Raw genomic sequence first — 21,144 nt, forward strand, 5'->3', positions numbered from 1 at the left:
GGTCCTGCGCCTGCAACATGGTGCCCATCGCACCATCGGCGACCACAACCCGGGTCGCAAGGGCTTCCCGCAGGGCGTTCGCACGGCCCTGCCGGGCAGCTGCTGCCTGGGCGGATGCTGCTTGGGTGGACGAGGGGACGGCGGTGGCCATGGGGCTACTCCCTGGGTGCGACGGCTGTCGGCTATACGGCCCCTCCATGCGGGGCGCACGTCGTCAGCGTATCCGTACCCACCGCCACTCTCCGAGCCCGTTCCGTATCCTGGGCGTTTCTGGCTCAGGGGGAGTGGTCCGGCATGCGGACGGTCAAGGCACGGCTGCGCGCGGCGCTCGCGCTCCGGCGGCGTCGGTCGAGGTGGCAGCGGGTGGGACTGGCCGCCCTGACGGGGCTGGTGACGGTGCTCCTTCCGGTCGGCGGGGCGGCCGTGGCCCTGCGGATGGAGTACGCGGGCGAGCCGTCGGCCGAGGCCCGCACCCGAGGCCGGGACGCCGTCTGGCTCGGCCACGCCTGGGTCGACGGACACAAGGGGGAGGCCGACCTCACCACGTTGACCCGGCTGCTGGCCGGGACCGGCGTCCGCGACCTCTACGTACGCACCGGCCCGCTGGAGCACGACGTCGCCCAGCAGACCGCCCTGGCCCTCGAGGCCACCCCGCCCGGCGTCGACCTGCTGCTGGGCCTGCCCGCCTACTGGGACGACACCTTCGGGCACCGGGGCTCCGCCGAGACCGTGGCGGCGGCGGTACGCGGCGCCCGGCTCTCCCTCGGCCGCCACGCCCCGGGACGGCAGACCTTCGGGCTCGCCCTGTACGCCGACTTCTCCGCCACCCTGGCGGACTGGGCCGCCTTCCGGGACGGCTGGAGCGGCTGAACGGCTCCGCGCCGGGCCGTTCGGCTCCGACGGACCGGCAGATCGGGATCTGCCGGTCCGTCAGCACGGCCGCACCCCTGTCCGGTCGCATCAACCCCTTTCCGGCCAGGGCATCAAAACCCGTAGGCTGGGCAGGTAGGGACCATGGGACAGGCAGTTCCATGCGGACAACGTTCAGAGGTTCAGCAGTCGGCGACGGGCCGCAGGTCCCCGCACTCGCAACGCGGGGCTCGGCCGCTGACCGACCGGAGGGAGACGCTGGGTGATCGAGCTGGAGGATGTTCCCGAGTTGATCGACCCGGTGATGGTCTGCGCGTTCGAGGGTTGGAACGACGCGGGCGACGCCGCCTCGGCGGCGGTGGGCCACCTGGACGACACCTGGGGCGGCAAGGTGTTCGCCGCGCTGGACGCCGAGGACTACTACGACTTCCAGGTCAACCGCCCCACCGTCTGGCTCGACGGCGGGGTGCGCCGGATCACCTGGCCGACGACCAGGCTGTCGGTGGTCCGGGTGACGGAGCCGAAGACCCGGGACCTGATCCTCGTCCGTGGGATCGAGCCCAGCATGCGCTGGCGCTCGTACTGCAACGAGCTGCTCGGCTTCGCCCACGAGTTGGGCGCGGAGCTGGTCGTCATCCTCGGCGCGCTGCTCGGGGACACCCCGCACAGCCGGCCCGTCCCGGTCAGCGGGGTCACCTCGGACGCCGCGCTGGCCCGGACGCTGGACCTGGAGGAGAGCCGGTACGAGGGGCCCACCGGCATCGTCGGCGTGCTGCAGGAGGCCTGCGCCCACGCCGGGGTGCCGGCCGTGACGCTCTGGGCCGCCGTGCCGCACTACGTCGCCCAGCCGCCCAACCCGAAGGCGACACTCGCGCTGCTCAACAAGCTCGAGGACCTGCTCGACCTGCGGATCCCGCCGGGCGACCTCACCGAGGACTCCCGCGCCTGGCAGCTCGGGGTGGACCAGCTCGCGGCCGAGGACAGCGAGGTCGCCGAGTACGTCCAGCAGCTGGAGGAGGCCCAGGACACGGCGGAGCTGCCGGAGGCCTCCGGCGACGCGATCGCCCGGGAGTTCGAACGCTACCTGCGCCGCCGGGACAACCTCGGCCCGACCGGCGAGAAGCCGGTCGCCGGGCACGCCACGGCGGAACGTCCGTCCGACCCGGAGGCCAAGGACGGCAAGGACGGCAAGGACACCAAGGAAGACGGGGACGAGCCGGACAACAAGGACGGCACGGACGGCACGGACGCCGAAGAGGACGAGTAGCCCTGGACGGTGAAGGGGCGTCAGGGATTTCTCCCTGACGCCCCTTCGCTCTCTCGCGGGCTGCTGTCCGAACTGTTGTTACAGCGCGACGCCGAGCAGCGCGTCGACCGTGCGGGAGACCAGGCCCGGCGCGCCTATGTCCGAGCCACCGGTCTCGGCCTGCCGGGCCGCCCAGCGGTCCACGGCGGCGAGCGCGGTGGGCGTGTCCAGGTCCTCGGCCACGGCGGCGCGGACCTCGGCGAGGAGCTCCTCGGCCGACGGACCGTCGGGGCGGGAAACCGCCGCACGCCAGCGTGCCAGGCGCTCGACGGCACGGTCCAGGTCGTCCTTGGTCCACTCCCAGTCGCTGCGGTAGTGGTGCGCGAGCAGCGCGAGCCGGATCGCCGCCGGGTCGACGCCCTCACGGCGCAGCGCGGAGACGAACACCAGGTTGCCCCGGGACTTCGACATCTTGTGCCCGTCCAGCGCGACCATCCCGGCGTGCACGTACGTGTGCGCGAACGGGTGCTCGCCACTGGCGACCTGGGCGTGCGAGGCGCCCATCTCGTGGTGCGGGAAGGAGAGGTCGCTGCCGCCGCCCTGGATGTCGAAGGACATCCCGAGGTACTGCAGCGCGATGGCCACGCACTCGATGTGCCAGCCGGGCCGGCCGTGGCCGAGCTCGGTGTCCCAAGCGGGCTCACCGGGCCGGGCCGCGAGCCAGAGCAGGGCGTCCAGCGGGTGCTTCTTGCCCGGTCGGTCCGGGTCGCCGCCGCGTTCGGCGAAGATCGGCGCCATCGCCTCCCGGCTGAGCCCGGAGACCTGGCCGAAGCGCGGGTCCGAGTCGACGGAGAAGTAGATGTCACCGTCCAGCTCGTACGCGGCGCCGCTCGCCAGCAGCTTCTTCACCAGTGGCACGATCCACGGGATCGACTCGACCGCGCCGATGTAGTGGGCCGGGGGCAGCATCCGCAGGGCGGTCATGTCCTCGCGGAAGAGCGCGGTCTCGCGCTCGGCGAGGGCCGTCCAGTCCTGTCCGGTGGCGACGGCCCGCTCCAGCAGCGGGTCGTCCACGTCGGTCACGTTCTGGACGTACAGGACGTCGTGACCGGCGTCCTTCCACACCCGCTGCACCAGGTCGAAGGTGTTGTAGGTGGCGGCGTGACCCAGGTGGGTGGCGTCGTAGGGGGTGATGCCGCAGACGTAGAGCCGGGCGGGGCCGTCCTGCGGCACCACCTCCCGGACAGCGCCCGTGGCGGTGTCGTGGATACGAAGGGGGAGCCCCTGACCAGGCAGGGCGGGAACCTCGGAGGCGGGCCAGGCATGCATGAAAACGACTCTAACCTTGCGATCATTTGAAAGCCTAACCAGTGAGCAAGATCGGCTGGAATCAGTTTTCGACCGAGTCACGTTCTGTCCTGATCAGGTTGGACCGCACGCGGCCGGTCCAAGGCCACTCGGACCAGGTCAGACCGGCGGCCAGGGAATCGACGGCCAGTCAGCCGAAGGCGCGGGGTGGCGCCCGGTCAGGCGCAGCGCGCCGACCCGCTCCCGGGTCGCCCGCAGCTCCGCCGCCGTGAGGTGGGGGGCCAGCCGGGCGCCGAGGTCGCCGTCGAGCGCCTCCGCGAGGCGGACCAGCACGTCCTGGGCCTCCGCCGTGACCGGCTGGTCCGCCCAACCCCACAGCAGGGTCCGGAGCTTGCCCTGGACGTTGAAGGTGACGCCGTGGTCGATGCCGTAGAGGCGGCCGTCGGCGGCCGGGATCCAGTGGCCGCCCTTGCGGTCGGCGTTGTTCAGCACGGCGTCCAGTACCGCGAGCCGGCGCAGCCGGTCGTCGTCCCGGTGCACCAGCAGGGCCGTCCGGCCCGCCCCGACGTCGGCCCGGACGATCGGCAGCCAGCCCGGCTCGGCGCCGGCCGGGTCCTGGAGGTCGAGCAGTTCGGGGGCGTCGGCGTCGGGCTCCACCCAGAGCTGGACCATGCCGGGGCCGTGCGGCCCCTCCCGGAGCAGGGTGGGCGGGACGAGGGCCCAGCCGGTGGCCGCCGACACCTCGTACGCGGCGACCTCGCGTCCGGCGAGGGTGCCGTCGGGGAAGTCCCAGAGCGGGCGCTCGCCGGCGACCGGCTTGTACACGCAAGGGGCGGTCACGCCGTCGAGGGTCGCGGTGCAGTAGAGGACGGCGTTGGAGGCGTCCGTCACCCGCCCGTGGACGGTCAGCTCACCCCGGCCCAGCAGCTCCAGCGCGGTCTCCGCGTCGGCGGCGAGGGCGGCGCTGGTCGTGGGGTCGGCCAGCGGGACGGCTTCGGCGTTCAGCGTCGGTAACCGTTCGCGCGCGGGCAGAGGTGGCCCTCGGGGTCCAGCGGGAGGTTGCAGAACGGGCAGGGTCTGCGACCGGCCGCGACCAGGTCGAGCGCGCGCTTGGCGAACACCCGGGCCATCGCGCCGGAGAGCCGGACCCGCAGCATGTCGGGGCCGTTCTCGTCGTCCTCGAAGACGTCCTCGGCCTCCTCCGCGTCCTCCTCGCCCTCGACCACGGCCTGCGCCTCGACCACCAGGCACTCGTCCACGCTGTCCCAGGCCAGGGCCATCGTGCCGACCCGGAACTCCTGCTCCAGCGGCAGGTCCAGCGGCGCGCTGTCGACCAGCTCGACGGGAGCGACGGCCGGGATCGACGTCGACCCACCGCTGCGCCGCAGCGCCTCGTCGAGTACCTGCTCGACCCGCTCGGCCAGCGCGGCGACCTGGGCCTTCTCCAGCAGCACGCTGGTGATCCGTCCCCGGGCACTGGCCTGGAGGAAGAACGCCCGCGCGCCGGGTTGACCGACCGTACCGGCCACGAACCGCTCGGGCTGGTCGTAGAAATGGACCTGACGGGGCACGCTCTCGCTCCGGGTTCTGATCGATCGTGGGCTCTCTTGCCACCCTACGGCCTGGGCGGCGGGCCGGGGACGTCAGGTGGGGACTCCGTCAACAGGCACGCAGTCGATCAGCCACCGACAGGGGCGCGGGGAACTTGCCCGGCCTGCTCAGCTCGCGCCGGTGTCCCCGCCGACCACCGCGTCACCGCTCGCGGCGGGTGCGTCGGGCCGGGGTGCCAGCGAGGCGAGGCTGCCGGTGTCGCCGACCCGCAGGACGAACGGGCGCAGCGGGGTGTAGCGGATCGCACTGACGGAGCAGGGCTCCACGGAGATCCGCTGGAAGTGGTCGAGGTGCAGCCCGAGGGCGTCCGCGATCACGGCCTTGATGACGTCCCCGTGCGAGCAGGCGATCCAGACGGCGTCCGGCCCGTGCTCGACGGCGATCTTCTCGTTCCACTCCCGGACGGCGGTGACCGTCCGGTGGCTCAGCTCGCGCAGCGACTCCCCGCCGGGGAAGGCGGCGCCTGCGGCGTGGTCCTGCACGGTCCGCCAGAGCGGCTCGCTCGCCAGCTCGGAGAGCGGACGGCCGGTCCACTCCCCGTAGTGGCACTCCCCGAGCCGCTCGTCGAGCGCCGCCGGGTCGAGCTCCGGCCGGGCGTCGAGCAGCGGCTGCAGGGTCTGCCGGCAGCGCTCCAACGGGCTGCTGACCACGTGCGCGATCGGAATACCGGCCAACCGCCCGGCGAGACCCTCGGCCTGGGCCCGCCCGGTGTCGTCGAGATCCACCCCCGGGGTCCAACCGGCCAGGATTCCGGCCGTGTTCGCGGTGGAACGGCCATGACGGACAAGGAGCAGGGTCGGCATGCTGCCACCCTACGTCCCGCAGGTTCCTCGCTGGGGAGGTACTCCCAGCCGGTCAGGCCAGTCCGGCGTGCTCCAGGGCCTCGACGCCCGTGCGCAGCGCGGTGATCCGCTCGTCGAGGGTGAAGCCGGCGGGGGCCAGGGTCAGGGTGGTGACGCCCGCGTCGGCGTAGGCGTGCATGCGGTCCGCGATCCGCTCCTTGGTGCCGAGCAGCGAGGTGGAGTCGATCAGCTCGTGCGGGACGGCGGCGGCGGCACCCTCGTAGTCCTTGGCGAGGTAGCGCTCCTGGATCTCGTCGGCGGCCTGCTCGAAGCCCATCCGGCGGGTGAGCTGGTTGTAGAAGTTCTTGTCCTTGCTGCCCATGCCGCCGATGTAGAGCGCGGCGTACGAACGCTGGCTGTCGGCGGCAGCCTTGACGTCGTCGCCGACCGAGATGGTGACGGTCGGGCAGAGGTCGAAGCCGTCCAGCGTGAGCCCGGCCTTCGCCCGGCCGGCGATCAGCGGGTCGATGGAGAGGGCGGCGTGCTCGGGGGCGAAGAAGATACCGAGCCAGCCGTCGGCGATCTCGCCGGTCTGCTCGAGGTTCTTCGGGCCGATCGCGGCGATGTAGAGCGGGATGTGCTCGCGGACCGGGTGCACCGTCAGCTTGAGCGGCTTGCCGGGGCCGCCGGGCAGCGGCAGCGTCCAGTTGGCGCCGTCGTGGACCAGGCGCTCGCGGGACATCGCCTTGCGGATGATCTCGACGTACTCGCGGGTGCGGGCCAGCGGCTTGTCGAACTTGACGCCGTACCAGCCCTCGGAGACCTGCGGCCCGGAGACTCCGAGGCCTAGGCGGAACCGGCCGCCGGAGAGGGTGTCCAGGGTGGCGGCGGTCATCGCGGTCATCGCGGGGGTGCGGGCCGGGATCTGGAAGATCGCCGAACCGACGTCGATCCGCTCGGTCTTGGCGGCGACGTAGGCGAGCACGGTCGCGGCGTCGGAACCGTACGCCTCGGCGGCCCAGCAGACCGAGTAGCCGAGCCGGTCCGCCTCCTGGGCGACCGCGATGTTGTCGGCGTCCATGCCGAGTCCCCAGTAACCGAGGTTGATGCCGAGTCGCATGTGGATGCCAAGCCTTCCGGAAGGGGTACCTCTGTTGTACGCGTGTACGCGTCGACGTACGCGCGACGCGCTCGTCGGCCGAGCGTAGCCGGGCCGTCGCCGGTCATGCTACTGGCCGGTAAGTGTGTCCCGCGTCACGCCTCGCGGCGCCGGGTCCTGCGGGTCTGCTGGGCGCCCCGGGCGCGGCCCGCTACGCTCTGCCGACGTGGGGGGGCGGCTCTCCCCGGCTGCGGGTTCGTCAGTGCGTTCTGTCAGCACCTGCGGGTCAATCAGCTGACGGAGGGGCTGCCCCGGTGGAAAAGCGTCAACTCGGCCGGACCGGACTGCGGGTCTCCAGGATCGGCCTGGGCACCATGACCTGGGGCAGTGCCACCGACGAGCAGGAGGCGGCCGAGCAGCTCAAGACCTTCGTCGACGCGGGCGGCACCCTGATCGACACCGCCGACGTCTACGCGGACGGCGGTGCCGAGTACCTGCTCTCCCGGCTGACGGACGGCCTGATCCCCCGCTCCGAGCTGGTGATCGCCACCAAGGCGGGCAGCGTCGCCGACGACGACCGGCGCTTCGACGCCTCGCGCGGACGGCTGCTGGCGGCGCTGGACGCCTCCCTCCGGCGGCTCGGCACCGACCACGTCGACCTCTGGCAGGTGCACGCGTACGACCCCGACACCCCGACCGAGGAGACCATGCACGCCCTCGACCTGGCGGTGGCCTCCGGCCGCGCCCGGTACGTCGGGGTCTCCAACTACAGCGGCTGGCAGCTCGCCAAGGCCGCCACCTGGCAGCGCGCACAGGCCTCCCGGGTGCCGTTGGCCAGTACCCAGATGGAGTACTCGCTGCTGCAGCGCGGCATCGAGCGCGAGGTGCTGCCCGCCGCGCTGGACGCCGGGATCGGCCTGCTCGCCTGCTCCCCGCTGGGCCGGGGCGTGCTGACGGGCAAGTACCGGCACGGCGTCCCGCCGGAGTCGCGTGGCGCCTCGCCCTACCTCTCCGGCTTCGTCCAGCCCTACCTCGGCGAACGCTCCCGGCACATCGTCGACGCCCTCGCCACCGCCGCCGACGGCCTCGCCAGCAGCCCGCTCACGGTCGCACTGGCCTGGCTCCGCGACCGGCCCGGCGTGGCGAGTGCCCTGGTCGGCGCCCGGACGGCCGCTCAGCTGCAGTCGGCGCTGTCGGTGGAGGCGCTTACGCTTCCGGAGGAGATCCGCAGTGCGCTGGACGACGTTTCGGCGCCGGTGCACCGCTATCCCGACCAGGGCTGGACGGAACTGTGACGCTGTGAGGCACGCTGTGAGGAGCGAGTGGTGAGTGACGTGGAGAAGGACGCTCCGGAGCAACGTACGGAGGCCGTCGCGGCGTTGGCGGACGCGATCCGGGTGATGGAGCAGCGGGACGGTGACGGCGAGCCCCAGGCCGCGCCCGGAGCGGAGGCGGGGGCGAGTGTGGCAAGTGTGGCGAGCCTGAACGAGCAGCGTGCCGCCGCACTCCGGGCCACCGCCGAGGTGCTGACGGAGGGCGGCGCCCCGGCGGAGTTCGCGGCCGCTGCGGTGGCGGAGCTCGGCGAGGGCGCGGCCGAGGTGCTGCGGGCCGACCCGTGGGCCGTGCTGTCGCTGCCGGGCGTACGTCCCGAGCAGGCGGACGGCTTCGCCCGGGGCCTGCTCGGCACCGCCGCCGGCCCCGGCGACCCGCGCCGGGCGCAGGCCCTGGCGCCCTGGCTGCTGGAGCAGGCCGCGCTGCGCGGGCACTCCGCCCTGGAGATCGGCGAGCTGGCGACCGGCCTGGAGAAGCTCGGCCTGCCGGACGCGGCCGCCGCCCTCCAGGAGGTCGTGACGGACGGTCGGGTGATGGCCTTTCAGGAGGAGCTGCCCGGGCACCAACCCGCCGCGTCCGACGAGGACGACGACGAACCCCCGATGCGTACCTTGCTCGCCCTGGAGCGGCTCGCCCTCGCCGAGGAGAGCCTCGCGGACGGACTCGTACGGGTGATGTCGACCTTCGTGCCGGGCGTGGACGCGGAGACGGAGGACGCGGCCGACCCGGACGAGGCCGACGGAACGCCTGAGCCGGTCGCGCCCGCTCCGACGGCCTGGGAGGCTGCGGCGGCCGCCGCGCCGTCCGCCTCCGCCGCCGCGCTGATCCGGGCCGTGGCCGACAGCGCCTTGGTCGCCCACACCGGCAGCGAGGCCGCCCGGGCCGAGCTCGCCGCGCTGCTGCACGCCGCCGGATCCCTCGGGCTGCGCGCCTGGGCGGCCACCTGGACCGACCAGGGCCGCGACAGCCTTGCCGCGCTGCTGCCCGCCACAGGCACCGGAGCCGCCGAAGCCGCGCCGCCCGTGGCGGTACTCGCCGACCTGCTGACGGGTGCAGCCGGTCCCGGCCGGGCGGCGGACGGCACGCTGGCGCTCGACCTCCTCGTCGTCCTGGACGCACCGCTGCTCGACGTCGAACTGGCCGCCACCCTGCTGGAGGCGCTCGCCGACGGCACCCGCCTGGTCCTCAGCGGCGACCCGGGCCAGCTCTGGTCGGCCGGTGCCGGCCGGTTCTTCGCCGATCTGGTGGCGGCCAAGGCGTGCCCCACAGTCGCCTCCAGGACCCCGGACTTCGGCCCGATCGGCGAGCTGGTCTCCGGTATCGGCATCGGCGAGCTGCAGCCGGTCGACGCCCCGGAGAAGGAGGTGGTGATCCTCACCGCGAAGGACGGCGGCGAGGCCGTCCACCGCGCCATCCAGCTGCTCACGGACTCCATCCCGCGCGCCCTGGGCATCCCGGTCGAACAGGTGGTGCTGCTGACTCCGGGCCACGGCGGCAACGCGGGCACCCGGGCACTGAACGCCGCCGCGAAGGCGCGGCTCAACCCCGGCCCCGGGAGGTTCGGCGGCTTCGACCCCGGCGACCGGGTGGTGTACTCCCCCGCCCCGGGCCTGGCCCGTCCCGGGCGGGTCCTGGACGGCGACGCGGCCGGGCTGCACCTCGAACTCACCGACGGCACCCGGCTGACGCTCGCCCCCGCCCAGGCCGCCGGACTGCGGCACGGCTGGGCTCTCACCGTCCACCAGGCGGTCGGCCGCCGGTGGCCCGGCGTGGTGGCGGTCCTGCCCGACGACGCGGCCGCCGGGCTGACCCGCCAGTGGGTCTACACCGCGTTCGGCCGGGCCGAGCGGCACCTGTCGGTGGTACACGCGGCGGGCCAGGCCCTGCCGCAGGCCGTCGCCGAGCGGGCGGCGCAGCCGCGTACCACCCGGCTGCGGGCCATCCTGGCCGAGCACACCGAGCAGTAGCAGTAGTCGTGCAGTCGCAGTAGCGGTCGCAGTAGTCGTACTGACAGTGGGGGCGGGTGGCGGTCGGGAGTCGAGGCTCCCGACCGCCACCCGCCCCCCACGGCTGTCCAGCGACCGTTCCGGCGGTCACGCCCCTGCGGTCACGCCGGCCGTCACGCCTCCGGGTCGAGGCCGTCCAGCTCGTCGTCGTAGACCTCGCTGACGTCGAAGCGGCAGATCAGCAGCTGCGGATCGGCACCGTCGAACGGCTCGGGCAGCCACTCCCCGGGTTCGGTGGGGTCGGTCGCGGCGACCCAGAGCGTGGAGTCACCCTCCTCCAGCCCGAACTCCTCACACCGGGCAGCGATCTCGTCCGGCTCGTACTCGCCGAACAGCACACCGATGGCCGCGTTCACCGCGCCCTCCGGCCCGCCGCCCGGGGTGAGCGAGTTGTCAACCCGCTCGGCCTGGTCGCGGAGCCGCTTGGGGTCGGCGATCACGTAGTCGCGGCGGATCAGCACGCTGATCGCCTCGGGCTGGTCCGGGCCCGCGTAGGAGCCCGAACCCTCGTCCCCGGGGACTTCGAAGGGGGTCACCTCGTCGAAGACCTCGTAGAGGATCTGGTCGTACGCGATCGCTGCCGCCGCGAGCTCCTCGTAAGCGGTGACGACGGCGGGATCATCCGCTTCCGCCGGGGCGGAGACCGCCTCAAGGTGACGGTCGATGGCGGCCTTGACCGCCTCGGCGGCGGCGCGTACCTCGGCGATGGTGAGCTGCGCGGCATCAGACATGGTGCTGACGCTATCTCCCCCAGGTGGCGACACGCACAGGGGTTGTCCCCTACGCCCCTGAATTCACCGCAACTTACGCCCGGATGTCCGGTCCGCGTGGTTCTGTGCCCACCGTTGCGGGCCTCCCGAGTTGACGCACTCCTGCTCTCGCACGGTCCTCTCTCGACTCCGGGGCTGCGCCGAGACCGCTCCGAGGAGACACTCGGCGGCATCGGTGGCGGCCCTCCGGGGTATCTCGTCAGCGGGGCATCTCGCCGACAGGAGCAAAACTGATTGACTGTCAGCTCCTAGGACGACAGGCTCGCTGCCGGAGGAGATCGCCCCAGCAACACCGACCAAGTCGTCCGCGGCAGGCCAGGCCGTACCCTTGCCTGCAGGCATCCCGCAGGAGGAAAGTCTTGATCTCACCGAAGCTGGTCCGGCAACCGGAGTACGAGTACCAGTCGCTGCGCATGCCGCGCGGCACGACCCGCAACGCCGCCCGGCAGCTGCTCACCGAGCACGCCGAGTACGGCCACTGGGAGCTGGACCGACTCCGACTGTTTCCGGACGGCAGCCGTACGGTGCTGCTGCGCCGCCGGATCATCCGGCAGGTCAGGAGCTGGTAGCGCGTCGGCCGGGCCGGTGGCCCTGCCTCCCGGCCGCCTGCGGCCCGTTCCGGGGCCTGCCGGGCATGGGCGTGCGTGTGGCGCCCGCAGCCGTACCCTCACCCACAGCCACGGGCGCGTACTCGATGCAGTCAGTGCAGTCGGTGCATCGAGGTGTTCAGTGCGTCGAGCGGCCCGAACAGCCGGCCGGACGAGTGCGGTCAGCGGACCCCCGCGCGGGACCGACGGTAGAGGACGCCACCGGCCAGCATCAGCGCGGCTCCGGCCGACCCCATCAGTTCGATCCCGGCGGCACCCGTCGAGGCGAGCTGCCCCCGGGGTGCCGGCGTGCTGAACGACTGCGCGGACTGCGCCGGGAGTCGGACGCTGCCGGCCCCCGTGCCCAGGCTCGTGCCGCTGCCGCCGATTCCGCTGCCCCCGGTGGCGCTGACCGGCGTGAGCCCGGTCGGGCCTCCGGTGCGGCCGACGCCCGGCGGGACGGCGCCCGTGGACGGCACACCGGCGGGCGGGGTGCTGGCCGGGGGCGCGCCAACCGGCGGGGTGTTGGTCGGCGGGGTGCTGGTCGGCGGCGTGACCGTGGGCGGGGTGTTCGTGGGCGGCGGCGGGTTGTGCATGCCACCGCCGGAGCCGCCGGGCGAACAGTCGTCGCCGGGAGCGGGCGGCGGCGGAGTCGGGCTCGGGGACGTGACGGGCGGCGGGGTGCTGTGCGTCACGGCGGTCTGGTTGCCGCAGCTGTTGCCGAACGCCGGGTTCCCGAGGCCGATCACGTCGACCGAGTTCCCGCAGGCGTTCACGGGGATACTGACCGGGGCCTGCACCTGGTTGCCCGAGCCGACGCCCGGGGAGCCGTGCGCGACACCGGAGGCCGACGAACCGAGCGTCGAGGCACCGGGGTGGAGGTGCCCCTCACCCGGGTGCCACTGATCCGAGTTCCCGGAGCCGACCGGCCCGGAGCCCAGATGCCCGGGGCCCATGTGCCCCACGTGCATGTGCCCGGGGCGGGACTGGCCGGGGCTGTCGTACGTGGGGCTGCCGTGCGCGGGGAGGCTGCGGGTGGAGTTCCCACAGCTGTTCCCCATGGCCGGATTGAGCAGGCCGACCACGTTCACGGTGTTGCCGCAGGCGTTCACTGGGATGTCCACGGGGGCCTGCACGGCGTTGCCGGCGCCGACTCCGGGCGAGTTCACCGCGCCACCCTGCGCCTCCGTACCCGCGTACGCGTAGCCCGCGGTGGAGGCCAGCACACTACCGGTGGCGACGGCGGTGAGGATGCCCCTCTTTGCGACCTGTCGCATTGCTCCCCTAACTCTGATTGTCGGAATTCCTGACCAGGCAGCTGCCCGTCCACGGGACAACGAGGCGCGCCGGGAAAGGTTGAACCGGATGGCGGGCGTTCATCCGATCAGGTGAAGCCCCGGAATCAGCCCCCTCCGAGCACCCGTAAAGACCCGCAAAGACTCGTAAGACCCGTAAAAAGGGTGTACCCCCGGGCGGCGGGGGACCCGCTGCCCGGGGGTACGACGATCAGTAGACCGGTATCAACGGCCGGGAAGGGCTCAGACGTTGGCGCAGCTGTCACCGAACGCCGGGTTCAGCAGACCGATCACGCTGACGGAGTTGCCACAGACGTTCACCGGCACGTGCACGGGCACCTGGATCAGGTTGCCGGACGCCACACCCGGGGAGTTGGTCGCAACACCCTCGGCCTGAGCGCCATGGGCGGACGCGATGCCGGCGCCGGCCAGAACCAGACCACCGGTGGCGGCGGCGACTGCAGCAATCTTCTTGACGTTCATTGGTTCCTCCTGGTCGATTCCGCAACCCGTGTTCCGGGCCGCATAGGAGTGAACGAGGGTGTGGCAAATGGGGTACGGACCTGTCTGACCATTCACCCGCAGCGGTGACGCCTCGCACGCGCAGTCGACCATGATTTTCCCAGCAGTATCGTTTCTTCCTGGCACTTCTGACCGCTACTCAAGTCATTCGCTCCGACAATGCGCCCGCCGGTACACCCGGTGGTGTGCCCGCCGGTACACCCGGTGGTGTGCGCGCCGGTACACCCGGTGGTGCGCCCAGTGGCGGTCCCGACGGTGCGCCCGCCTCCCGCAGCCGGCTCTACTCGGGCGAGCGCCTCGCCGTCCGCGTCAGCTCGCGTCGATGAACCGGTCCAGCACGCGCACGCCGAACTTCAGGCCCTCCACCGGCACCCGCTCGTCCACACCGTGGAACATCCCGGCGAAGTCCAGCTCCGGCGGCAGCTGCAGCGGTGCGAAGCCGAAGCAGCGGATGCCCAGGTCCTGGAAGGACTTGGCGTCCGTGCCGCCGGAGAGGCAGTACGGCACGGCACGGGCGATCGGGTCCTCGGCGCGCAGCGCGGACTGCATCGCCTCGACCAGCGCGCCGTCGAAGCTGGTCTCGATCGCCTTGTCCGTGTGCAGGCTCTCCCGCTTCACGCGCGGGCCGAGCACCCGGTCCAGGTCGGCGAGGAACTCCTCCTCGTACCCGGGCAGGAAGCGCCCGTCCACGTGGGCGGTGGCCTGCCCGGGGATCACGTTCACCTTGTAGCCGGCACCGAGCATGGTCGGCTGGGCGGTGTTGCGCAGCGTGGTGCCGATCATCTTGGCGATGCCGCCGAGCACCCGCAGCGTCTCGTCCATGTTCTCGGGGTCGAGTTCCACGCCGAGGGCGTCCGACAGCTCGTCCAGGAACGCCCGGACGGTCTTGGTGATCCGCAGCGGGAAGGTGTGGCGTCCGAGCCGGGCGACCGCCTCGCACAGTTCGGTGATCGCGTTGTCGTTGTTCTCCATCGAGCCGTGCCCGGCCCGGCCCTCGACCGTGAGCCGCATCCAGTGCATGCCCTTCTCGGCCGTCTCGATCAGGTACAGCCGGACGTCCTTGTTGACCGTGAAGGAGAACCCGCCGACCTCGCCGATCCCCTCCGTGACGCCCTCGAAGAGATCGGGGTGCTTGTCGACCAGGAAGCGGGCGCCGTACGTACCGCCGGCCTCCTCGTCGGCGAGGAACGCCAGCACCAGGTCACGTGGGGGCTTCCGGCCGGTGCGCAGCCGGTCGCGGATCACCGCGAGGGTCATCGCGTCCATGTCCTTCATGTCCACGGCGCCCCGGCCCCAGACGCAGCCGTCCGCGACCTCCCCGGAGAACGGATCGTACGTCCAGTCGGCGGCGTTGGCCGGAACCACGTCGGTGTGCCCGTGGATCAGCAGCCCGGGACGGGACCGGTCCTCCCCCTCGATCCGGACCACCATCGACGCCCGGCCCTTGGCGGACTCGAAGATCTGCGGTTCGAGACCGAACTCGGCCAGCTGTTCGGCCGCGTACTCCGCCGCAGCCCGCTCCCCCGGCCCCGAGCCGTCACCGTAGTTACTGGTGTCGATCCGGATCAGATCGCGGCAGATATCGACGACCTCCGACTCGGCCGTCACCTTCGACTCGCTCACGGTCACTCCTCGCCTTGTGGCCCACCCGGCGCACCTCCACGCCACCCCGGCCGAACACGCCCGGAGCCCTGCGGGCACGGTCCCGCCATCCTCCCCCAGCCACCGCCCCACCCCAAGGCCATTCCCCTGGTTCGAAGCCCCGGAGGCCCTGCCGAGGACGGTTTTAGGACTCCAAGCCGATCTTTGCTACAGTTGTCCATGTCGGAACGGCCCAGGGGCCACGAAGACAAACACCTAGTCCGGGTGGCGGAATGGCAGACGCGCTAGCTTGAGGTGCTAGTGCCCTTTATCGGGCGTGGGGGTTCAAGTCCCCCCTCGGACACACTCTTTCCCCACGGTGCTCGGTTTCCGAGCACCGTGAATCAGCGCCCGTTCCAGGCTTTCGGCCAGGTGCGGGCGTTCGTCATTCCGCCGCTCTCGCTCAGCTCGCCGCTCGTCTCGCTGGATGGTCAGCCAACCAGGATCCTCTCGGCTCGCTCGGTGTCGGCGGTCAGGGTCTTGGTCGCCGCGTCGTAGGTCAGTGTGATGCCTCTGGCGCGCAGGTACTCGACGGTGTCGATGGCGATCGGCGGCTCACCGGCTACTCCCCCATCGGCCGCCGTAAGGCGCAGGACGAGGGCCGGAAGATGGGCCAGGATCAGGTCCTCTCGCACGTACGCGTTGCGTCGCCGGCCGGGCTGTGGGGTGGTGGCGCTGTTGTGGCCGTGTCGGCAGCGGTAGCCGGGACGCTGGTGGGCCCAGTGGGAGTCCATTCGACGGGCGCACACGCCGCAGTGCAGGATCCCGGCGAGCCGATAGGTGCGGCCTGGCGTCACTTCGCGGGTCACGCGGATGTGCTGGGCCGCGACGAAGTCGCTCTCGCTGACCAGCGCCGGGTGCGCCTGCTTGTGGGAGATGGCCCAGTCGTCGGGGGTGTTCCAGCGCATCACGTCGCGGTGCCCGAGGGTGGTGTTGTCCGGGTCGATCAGCTCGTGGTCGGTGCGCTGGCGGTTCCACACCTGGCGGCCGGTGTACCGGGGGTTCGCCAGGATCGCCCGCACGGTGGGGACCTGCCAGTGCCGGCCGACGCGGTGCGGGTTGCGGTCCGGGTCGGCGGCGGACGGCGGCGGGACCTGCGTGTCGTTCAGAGCGCGGGTGATCCGGGCATGACTGTGGCCGGACAGGCGCTGGGAGAAGATCCACCGCACGATCGGTCCCGTGTGAGGGTCGGTATCCAGCCGCCGCAGGCGCACCCCGCGACGGGCGAAGGACCGGTTCGGGTGCGGTCCCGCATCCACCAGGCGGTAGCCGTAAGGAGGGCGTCCACCCAGGTAGCGGCCCTGGTCCCGGGTCTGGACAGTCATCGCAGCGCGGACCCGGATCCGGGCGCGGGTGACCTCGCGCTTGGCGAGGATGCCGAGCAGGACCATCAGCTCCTCGTGCCCGGCGACCTTCGGATCGACACAGCCACCCAGTTCCGGAATCCACACACCCACGCCGTAGTGCTCAAACAGCGGCGCCATCACGCTGAACTGATTGCCATGGAAGGCGCGTTCGCTCGACCCGATGACGATCGCGTCGAATCCCCGATCCGGATCGGTCAGCGCCGCGAGAAGAGCGCCCGCCTCGGGACGGCGGGCCCAGGGCAGCGCCCTGCTATGCCCGACATCGAAGAACTCCACCACGACCCGGCCATGGCCCGAGACCAAGGACTCCGCTTGCAGCAACTGCCAGGCCCGCGACGTGACCGGGTCCTGATGGTCCTCGGTGGAGACCCGGCCGTAGAACGCGAACCGCAGCCCACCGCTCTCGGGTGTCCCCACCTGAGCGTGCCCGCCTCGTTCACGCACCCATCCAGCCAGCACATCTGACAGACTGTCCGAAGTGGCGGACACGTCGCCACCCACTGCAGAAGTCACCGCCACGACCGACACCTCCCACCGGCTCGCCGCCAACACCGCAAACCCGAGCATGGTCGCCCAACGACCCGTTCGCGAGAGTCGCCCGGACTTATCATCACGAACGGATGAAATTCGATCAAAATCCCTGCGCGCTGGGCACTACTGCCTTCCCAGCCCGTGCCACAGCCGGGCAGCCCGGGGACGGGAGCATTGCAACCGGACCAAGCACCTGAACAGGCCTGGCTTCAGCGAACCCTGGCTCAGCTCTGTGAGGCCTGGGCCTCTTCCCGGCCGTTGGCTGCGGAGCAGGCGTACGCCAACGGATCCGGTTCACCACGCCAATCAGCGGCACGGAGTCGAACCCGCCGGTGTCGGTCTCTCGGGCTACGATGCCGCTTCCACCTGGAGGGGGATCACGAGCCGTACCGTTCCACCGGCCCCGCTGGATCTCGCGGAGCACTTCCCGGAGCTGGTCCCGCACGCGCGGCGCACCACCCTGCTGTATCCGCGTGCGGGTGCCCCTACCCGGGAGGAGAGTTCACTCGGCGGACCGTTGTTGTGGCCGGCGGACGAGCCGTGGCCGACGTGTGCCGCGCCCGACCACTACAACCCGGCCCGCAGCTGCGCGGTGGTGGGACCGGACGCGGTCGCCCTGGTGCCTGTGCTGCAACTGCTAGCCCGCGACGTCCCGGCGCTCGCCTTCCCACCCGGTACCGACCTGCTGCAAATGCTGTGGTAGCCGCTGATCCATTCCGAGCACGACCAGTGGTCGCCGGTACCCGTGCTGCTCTGGCGGTCCATCGCCCAGGCAGCCGCTCACCCGCTGCTCGACGAGGCGCCGCAGCCGTATGAGTTCGACGACGAATACGTGCCCAGGCCCTGCGTCGTGCACCCCACCGAGGCCATCGAATACCCGAACTGGGACATGCCCGAAGAGCTCTCGGAGCAGGTCGGCGAGTGGAGCGAGGAGTTGGAGGAATCCTGCGGCATCTCGTACTACGACGCCTTCACCACCAACCAGAGCAAGGCCGGCGGCTACCCGGGCTGGACGCAGCCGCCGCAATGGCCCGACTGCGCCTGCGGTCGGCGCATGGAGCACCTGATGACCATCTCGGCGAGCGAATCACGCGGCCGCTGGCTCCCGGTCGAGGAGCGCACCGGCCCCGGCTGGGAGATCTCCACCTGTCCAGCGCAGGAAGACGACAGCCACGGGATGTGCATGGGCGACATGGGAGGCGTATACGTCTTCATCTGCCGCACCTGCCCGGACCTGCCCGCCCTCCATCGGTACGACTGCTGACCACGGGAGAGGCCTCCCTCCTCCCCGCATTCCCGCCCTGGGGTCAGCGACCCTCGGATACGCTCAGCGGCCATGAGCACGATGAGCAGGGCGCAGCTGGAGGCGATGGCCTCGGAGGCCACGGTCGACTGCTACGGCGAGGACGAAGAGCTGTCCGGTTGGCACGCGATGATCGAGGAGCACCTGGCCGTGCCCTTCGAGACGGTGGTACTCGGGGTGGAGGTCGTCGTTGAAGAGATCGATCTTCGTGGCAGTCAGATCGTGGCCGTCTGCTCCCGTGGGGCACATCGACAGGTGATCGGAATCCTCGACCTCCCGCTTCCGTCGCCCGTGCCCGAAGGTGCGGAGTGGATCGAGGCGTTGTGCCACTGGGCATCATGACGTCGCCCGGCCGCATCAGTCCTGACAGTCCCGTGAGCGCGGTGGAGCACTTCCGTTGAGTGAGTACCAGTACTACGAGTTCCTGGCCGTCGACCGCCCGTTGAACGCGGCCCAACTCGCCGAGGTCCGCGCACTGTCCACCAGGGCACGGGTGACCTCGACCAGGTTCACCAACAGCTACCAGTGGGGCGACTTCCGCGGCAGCCCGGACAGGATGATGGAGCGGTACTACGACGCCCATCTCTACGTCGCCAACTGGGGCACCCACAGGGTGATGCTCCGGCTGCCGAAGCACCTGCTGGACCTTCGGACCGCGCAGCAGTACTGCTTCGAGGAGTCGGTGCAGGCCTGGTCCTCCGGCCGGCATGTGCTGCTCAACCTGAGCAGCGAGGACGAGGGCGGTGACTGGGACGAGAACGCCGAGGACTCGCTGGCCGCGCTCGTCGGCGTGCGCGCGGAACTGGCGGCCGGCGATCTGCGCGCCCTGTACCTGGCCTGGCTGTCCGCACTCAGCGGCTGGGAACTTCGCGAGGACGATGAGGAGGAGTTCCAGAGCGAGGTCGAACCACCCGTACCGGCGGGCCTGGCCACGCTCAGCGCACCGCAGCGCGCTCTGGCCGACTTCCTTCGGGTCGACCCCGACCTGCTCGCCGTCGCCGCCGAGGCCAGCCCGGTGCAGACAACGACGACGGCCCCGGAGGGCGACCTGACCCGGTGGGTCAAGGCCCTGCCCGCGGCGGAGAAGAACGCCCTGCTGCTGCGCGTCGTCCGCGACGATGACCCGCATGTCCGGGCCGAGCTACTGAGGCGCTTTCACGGCGCGGCGATGCAGGCACCGGCCGACGCGGTGAGGCGTACAGCGGCCCAGCTCCTGGACGCCGCGGCCGCACGTCGCACCGAGCGGCAACGCCTCGCCGCCGAGCGCCGGGCCCAAGAGGTCGCCCGGCGGGAGCAGCAGACGGCGCTCGCCCGTGAGCAGCGTCTGACGGCTCTGGTCGGCCGGCAGGAGCAGAGCTGGCTGCGTGTCACCGCCCTGATCGACACCAAGAAGCCGAGCGAGTACGACGCCGCCGTCGGGCTGCTCAAAGATCTGCGCGAGGTCGGCCAACGCACCGGTAATGCCGACGAGTTCTGCCAGCGCCTCGCGCTCCTGCACCAGCAGCACCGACGCAAGTCCAGCCTCATCGAACGCCTCAACCGCGCCGGACTCACTGCCTGAACAGCTGCGGAGCCTCCGGCGGGAGAGCGGCAGACACTGCCCTCCCGCCGGGGGAATCCGGGCGACAACGGAACCGTTCCGCGCGGGGCACCGGCAGTCGACGGGCCGTGGACGGCCAGCACTCGGTGCCGAGCCTGCGCAGGACACGCCCGGAAATCGTCCTGAGTAGCTGCGCATCGGCCGTCGATTTCGGATCATGGGCTGGTGGATGACTGGTCCGGCTGGAACGACCCCGCCGAGTTGCGGGTACGGCTCGACGCCGCGCTGCAGGAGATCGCCGAGCTGACGGCGGAGAACGAACTGCTCCGCGCAAGGCTCGGCATGGCTCCCTGCGACGCGGAACCTGATGACGTACAGCCGCTCACGGCCACCGCACCATCCCGGCTCCCGGAGCTGCTGGCCGGCACCGGCCTGCCGTACGCGGACGCGGATTCAAGCCCGCAGGCCAAGGTCGCCCTCTTCCGTGCGCTGTTCGCAGGCCGTCAGGACGTGTATGCGACACGGTGGGTGAGTTCGAAGAACGGCCGGACCGGATGGAGCCCAGCCGAGGAGAACCCATGGGAGAAGAACAAGCCGGACGCCGAGCGCATGTTCTTCCCACTCACCGACCAGGTGGTCTTCCGGCATCTGAGCCGTCCCGATCCCGGACAACGCGAGCTGCACGCCGGCCTGTACCCGATGCTCCCCGACGACACAACCCACCTGCTGGCATGCGACTTCGATGACAAGGACTGGAAGGGCGACGCCGCCGCGTACATCCAGGCGTGCACGGAGGCCGGGGTGCCGGCGCTGGCGGAGGTCTCCCGCTCCGGAGAAGGCGCGCACGTGTGGATCTTCTTCACGGCCCCGGTGCCTGCCGCCCTCGCCCGCTCGATGGGCATGGCTCTGCTGCGGCGCGCGATCGACGCCCGCCACGGGATGTCCCTCGCCAGCTACGACCGGCTTTTCCCCGCCCAGGACTTCCTGCCGACCCACTCCAAGGGCGGAGCCCGGTTCGGCAACCTGATCGCCCTTCCGCTACACGGTGTCTCCCGCACCGGCGGCACCACCGTGTTCTGCGACCCAACAACCTGGCAGCCATACCCCGACCAGTTCGCCCACCTGTCACGCACCCAGCGGTTGACACCGGATCAGGTCCAAACCCTCGTAGACAAGCTCGGCCCGCTTCAGGCAGGCCCCTCCCCCACCGCCCCGCAACTGCCGGCCCGGCCCCGGCGAGCCTGCGTTCCGCGTAATTCAGCGGCCTAGAGTCACGAATTTGGGGTCTGACCTGGGCGGACATGGGTGAGGGCGCCTGAGAGTCGTTTCTCTAG

Annotated in this window: 20 protein-coding genes and 1 tRNA gene; 11 read left to right on the top strand and 10 right to left on the bottom strand. The window is 71.5% G+C overall.

What is annotated here, in order from left to right:
- Positions 1–294: 294 nt before the first annotated feature.
- Entirely contained in the window at positions 295–870 is a 576-nt protein-coding gene (locus P3T29_RS31230; protein ID WP_280720049.1) for a hypothetical protein, read from the top strand.
- A 262-nt stretch (positions 871–1,132) separates the two neighbouring features.
- On the top strand, positions 1,133–2,137 hold the full coding sequence (locus tag P3T29_RS31235; protein ID WP_280720050.1) for a PAC2 family protein: 1,005 nt from the start codon (positions 1,133–1,135) through the stop codon (positions 2,135–2,137).
- 78 nt (positions 2,138–2,215) lie between these two features.
- On the opposite strand, the gene mshC is transcribed toward P3T29_RS31235, so the two are convergent.
- From mshC to P3T29_RS31260, 5 genes are all read right to left on the bottom strand, one after another.
- Positions 2,216–3,445: a cysteine--1-D-myo-inosityl 2-amino-2-deoxy-alpha-D-glucopyranoside ligase gene (gene mshC / locus P3T29_RS31240; RefSeq protein ID WP_280720051.1), complete on the bottom strand. Its 1,230-nt coding sequence runs from the start codon at positions 3,443–3,445 to the stop codon at positions 2,216–2,218.
- Between the two features lie 138 nt (positions 3,446–3,583).
- The gene (locus P3T29_RS31245) at positions 3,584–4,408 is read right to left on the bottom strand and encodes an SCO1664 family protein (protein WP_280720066.1); all 825 of its coding nucleotides are present in this window, start codon (positions 4,406–4,408) and stop codon (positions 3,584–3,586) included.
- 17 nt (positions 4,409–4,425) lie between these two features.
- Positions 4,426–4,995 (bottom strand): DUF3090 family protein, encoded by a 570-nt coding sequence (locus tag P3T29_RS31250; protein WP_280720052.1) that lies wholly within the window; start codon positions 4,993–4,995, stop codon positions 4,426–4,428.
- A 147-nt stretch (positions 4,996–5,142) separates the two neighbouring features.
- Positions 5,143–5,838, bottom strand: coding sequence for a histidine phosphatase family protein (locus tag P3T29_RS31255; protein WP_280720053.1), 696 nt, complete (start codon positions 5,836–5,838; stop codon positions 5,143–5,145).
- A gap of 52 nt (positions 5,839–5,890) precedes the next feature.
- Entirely contained in the window at positions 5,891–6,937 is a 1,047-nt protein-coding gene (locus P3T29_RS31260; protein WP_280720054.1) for an LLM class F420-dependent oxidoreductase, read from the bottom strand.
- A 293-nt stretch (positions 6,938–7,230) separates the two neighbouring features.
- On the opposite strand from P3T29_RS31260, the gene P3T29_RS31265 reads away from it, so the two are divergent.
- On the top strand, positions 7,231–8,211 hold the full coding sequence (locus tag P3T29_RS31265; protein ID WP_280720055.1) for an aldo/keto reductase: 981 nt from the start codon (positions 7,231–7,233) through the stop codon (positions 8,209–8,211).
- Positions 8,212–8,316: 105 nt separating this feature from the next.
- Positions 8,317–10,215 (top strand): ATP-binding domain-containing protein, encoded by a 1,899-nt coding sequence (locus tag P3T29_RS31270; protein WP_280720067.1) that lies wholly within the window; start codon positions 8,317–8,319, stop codon positions 10,213–10,215.
- A gap of 152 nt (positions 10,216–10,367) precedes the next feature.
- On the opposite strand, the gene P3T29_RS31275 is transcribed toward P3T29_RS31270, so the two are convergent.
- Positions 10,368–10,985 carry a hypothetical protein gene (locus tag P3T29_RS31275; RefSeq protein ID WP_280720056.1) on the bottom strand — a complete coding sequence of 206 codons (618 nt, stop codon included), beginning with the start codon at positions 10,983–10,985 and terminating at the stop codon, positions 10,368–10,370.
- Between the two features lie 413 nt (positions 10,986–11,398).
- Here P3T29_RS31275 and P3T29_RS31280 point away from each other — a divergent pair, with 413 nt between their 5' ends.
- A complete protein-coding gene (locus P3T29_RS31280) occupies positions 11,399–11,593 on the top strand; it encodes a DUF5703 family protein (protein WP_266301036.1) in 195 nt (64 codons plus the stop codon).
- Between the two features lie 200 nt (positions 11,594–11,793).
- Here P3T29_RS31280 and P3T29_RS31285 read toward each other — a convergent pair whose 3' ends face one another.
- The 3 genes from P3T29_RS31285 to P3T29_RS31295 all read right to left on the bottom strand — a co-directional run bounded on the left by P3T29_RS31285 (position 11,794) and on the right by P3T29_RS31295 (position 15,051).
- Entirely contained in the window at positions 11,794–12,888 is a 1,095-nt protein-coding gene (locus P3T29_RS31285; protein WP_280720057.1) for a chaplin, read from the bottom strand.
- Between the two features lie 261 nt (positions 12,889–13,149).
- The gene (locus P3T29_RS31290) at positions 13,150–13,389 is read right to left on the bottom strand and encodes a chaplin (RefSeq protein ID WP_280720058.1); all 240 of its coding nucleotides are present in this window, start codon (positions 13,387–13,389) and stop codon (positions 13,150–13,152) included.
- 348 nt (positions 13,390–13,737) lie between these two features.
- Complete coding sequence (locus tag P3T29_RS31295; RefSeq protein WP_280720059.1) at positions 13,738–15,051, bottom strand: M20/M25/M40 family metallo-hydrolase; 1,314 nt, start codon at positions 15,049–15,051, stop codon at positions 13,738–13,740.
- 237 nt (positions 15,052–15,288) lie between these two features.
- Between P3T29_RS31295 and P3T29_RS31300 the strand changes: the two genes are divergently transcribed.
- Positions 15,289–15,373 (top strand) — tRNA-Leu (locus P3T29_RS31300).
- Positions 15,374–15,500: 127 nt separating this feature from the next.
- Here P3T29_RS31300 and P3T29_RS31305 read toward each other — a convergent pair.
- Positions 15,501–16,853, bottom strand: coding sequence for a recombinase family protein (locus tag P3T29_RS31305; RefSeq protein WP_280720060.1), 1,353 nt, complete (start codon positions 16,851–16,853; stop codon positions 15,501–15,503).
- A gap of 631 nt (positions 16,854–17,484) precedes the next feature.
- Here P3T29_RS31305 and P3T29_RS31310 point away from each other — a divergent pair.
- The 5 genes from P3T29_RS31310 (at position 17,485) to P3T29_RS31330 (ending at position 21,079) form a co-directional block, all read left to right on the top strand.
- The gene (locus tag P3T29_RS31310) at positions 17,485–17,670 is read left to right on the top strand and encodes a hypothetical protein (RefSeq protein ID WP_280720061.1); all 186 of its coding nucleotides are present in this window, start codon (positions 17,485–17,487) and stop codon (positions 17,668–17,670) included.
- Between the two features lie 42 nt (positions 17,671–17,712).
- On the top strand, positions 17,713–18,231 hold the full coding sequence (locus P3T29_RS31315; protein WP_280720062.1) for a hypothetical protein: 519 nt from the start codon (positions 17,713–17,715) through the stop codon (positions 18,229–18,231).
- A gap of 72 nt (positions 18,232–18,303) precedes the next feature.
- Positions 18,304–18,612: a calcium-binding protein gene (locus P3T29_RS31320; protein ID WP_280720063.1), complete on the top strand. Its 309-nt coding sequence runs from the start codon at positions 18,304–18,306 to the stop codon at positions 18,610–18,612.
- Between the two features lie 55 nt (positions 18,613–18,667).
- The gene (locus P3T29_RS31325; protein WP_280720064.1) at positions 18,668–19,831 is read left to right on the top strand and encodes a hypothetical protein; all 1,164 of its coding nucleotides are present in this window, start codon (positions 18,668–18,670) and stop codon (positions 19,829–19,831) included.
- A gap of 204 nt (positions 19,832–20,035) precedes the next feature.
- Positions 20,036–21,079, top strand: a complete 1,044-nt coding sequence (locus P3T29_RS31330) for a hypothetical protein (protein WP_280720065.1) — start codon at positions 20,036–20,038, stop codon at positions 21,077–21,079.
- The last annotated feature ends 65 nt before the right edge of the window (positions 21,080–21,144 follow it).

Origin of the sequence: Kitasatospora sp. MAP5-34 (genome assembly GCF_029894335.1) — a bacterium.
Taxonomy (GTDB): domain Bacteria; phylum Actinomycetota; class Actinomycetes; order Streptomycetales; family Streptomycetaceae; genus Kitasatospora.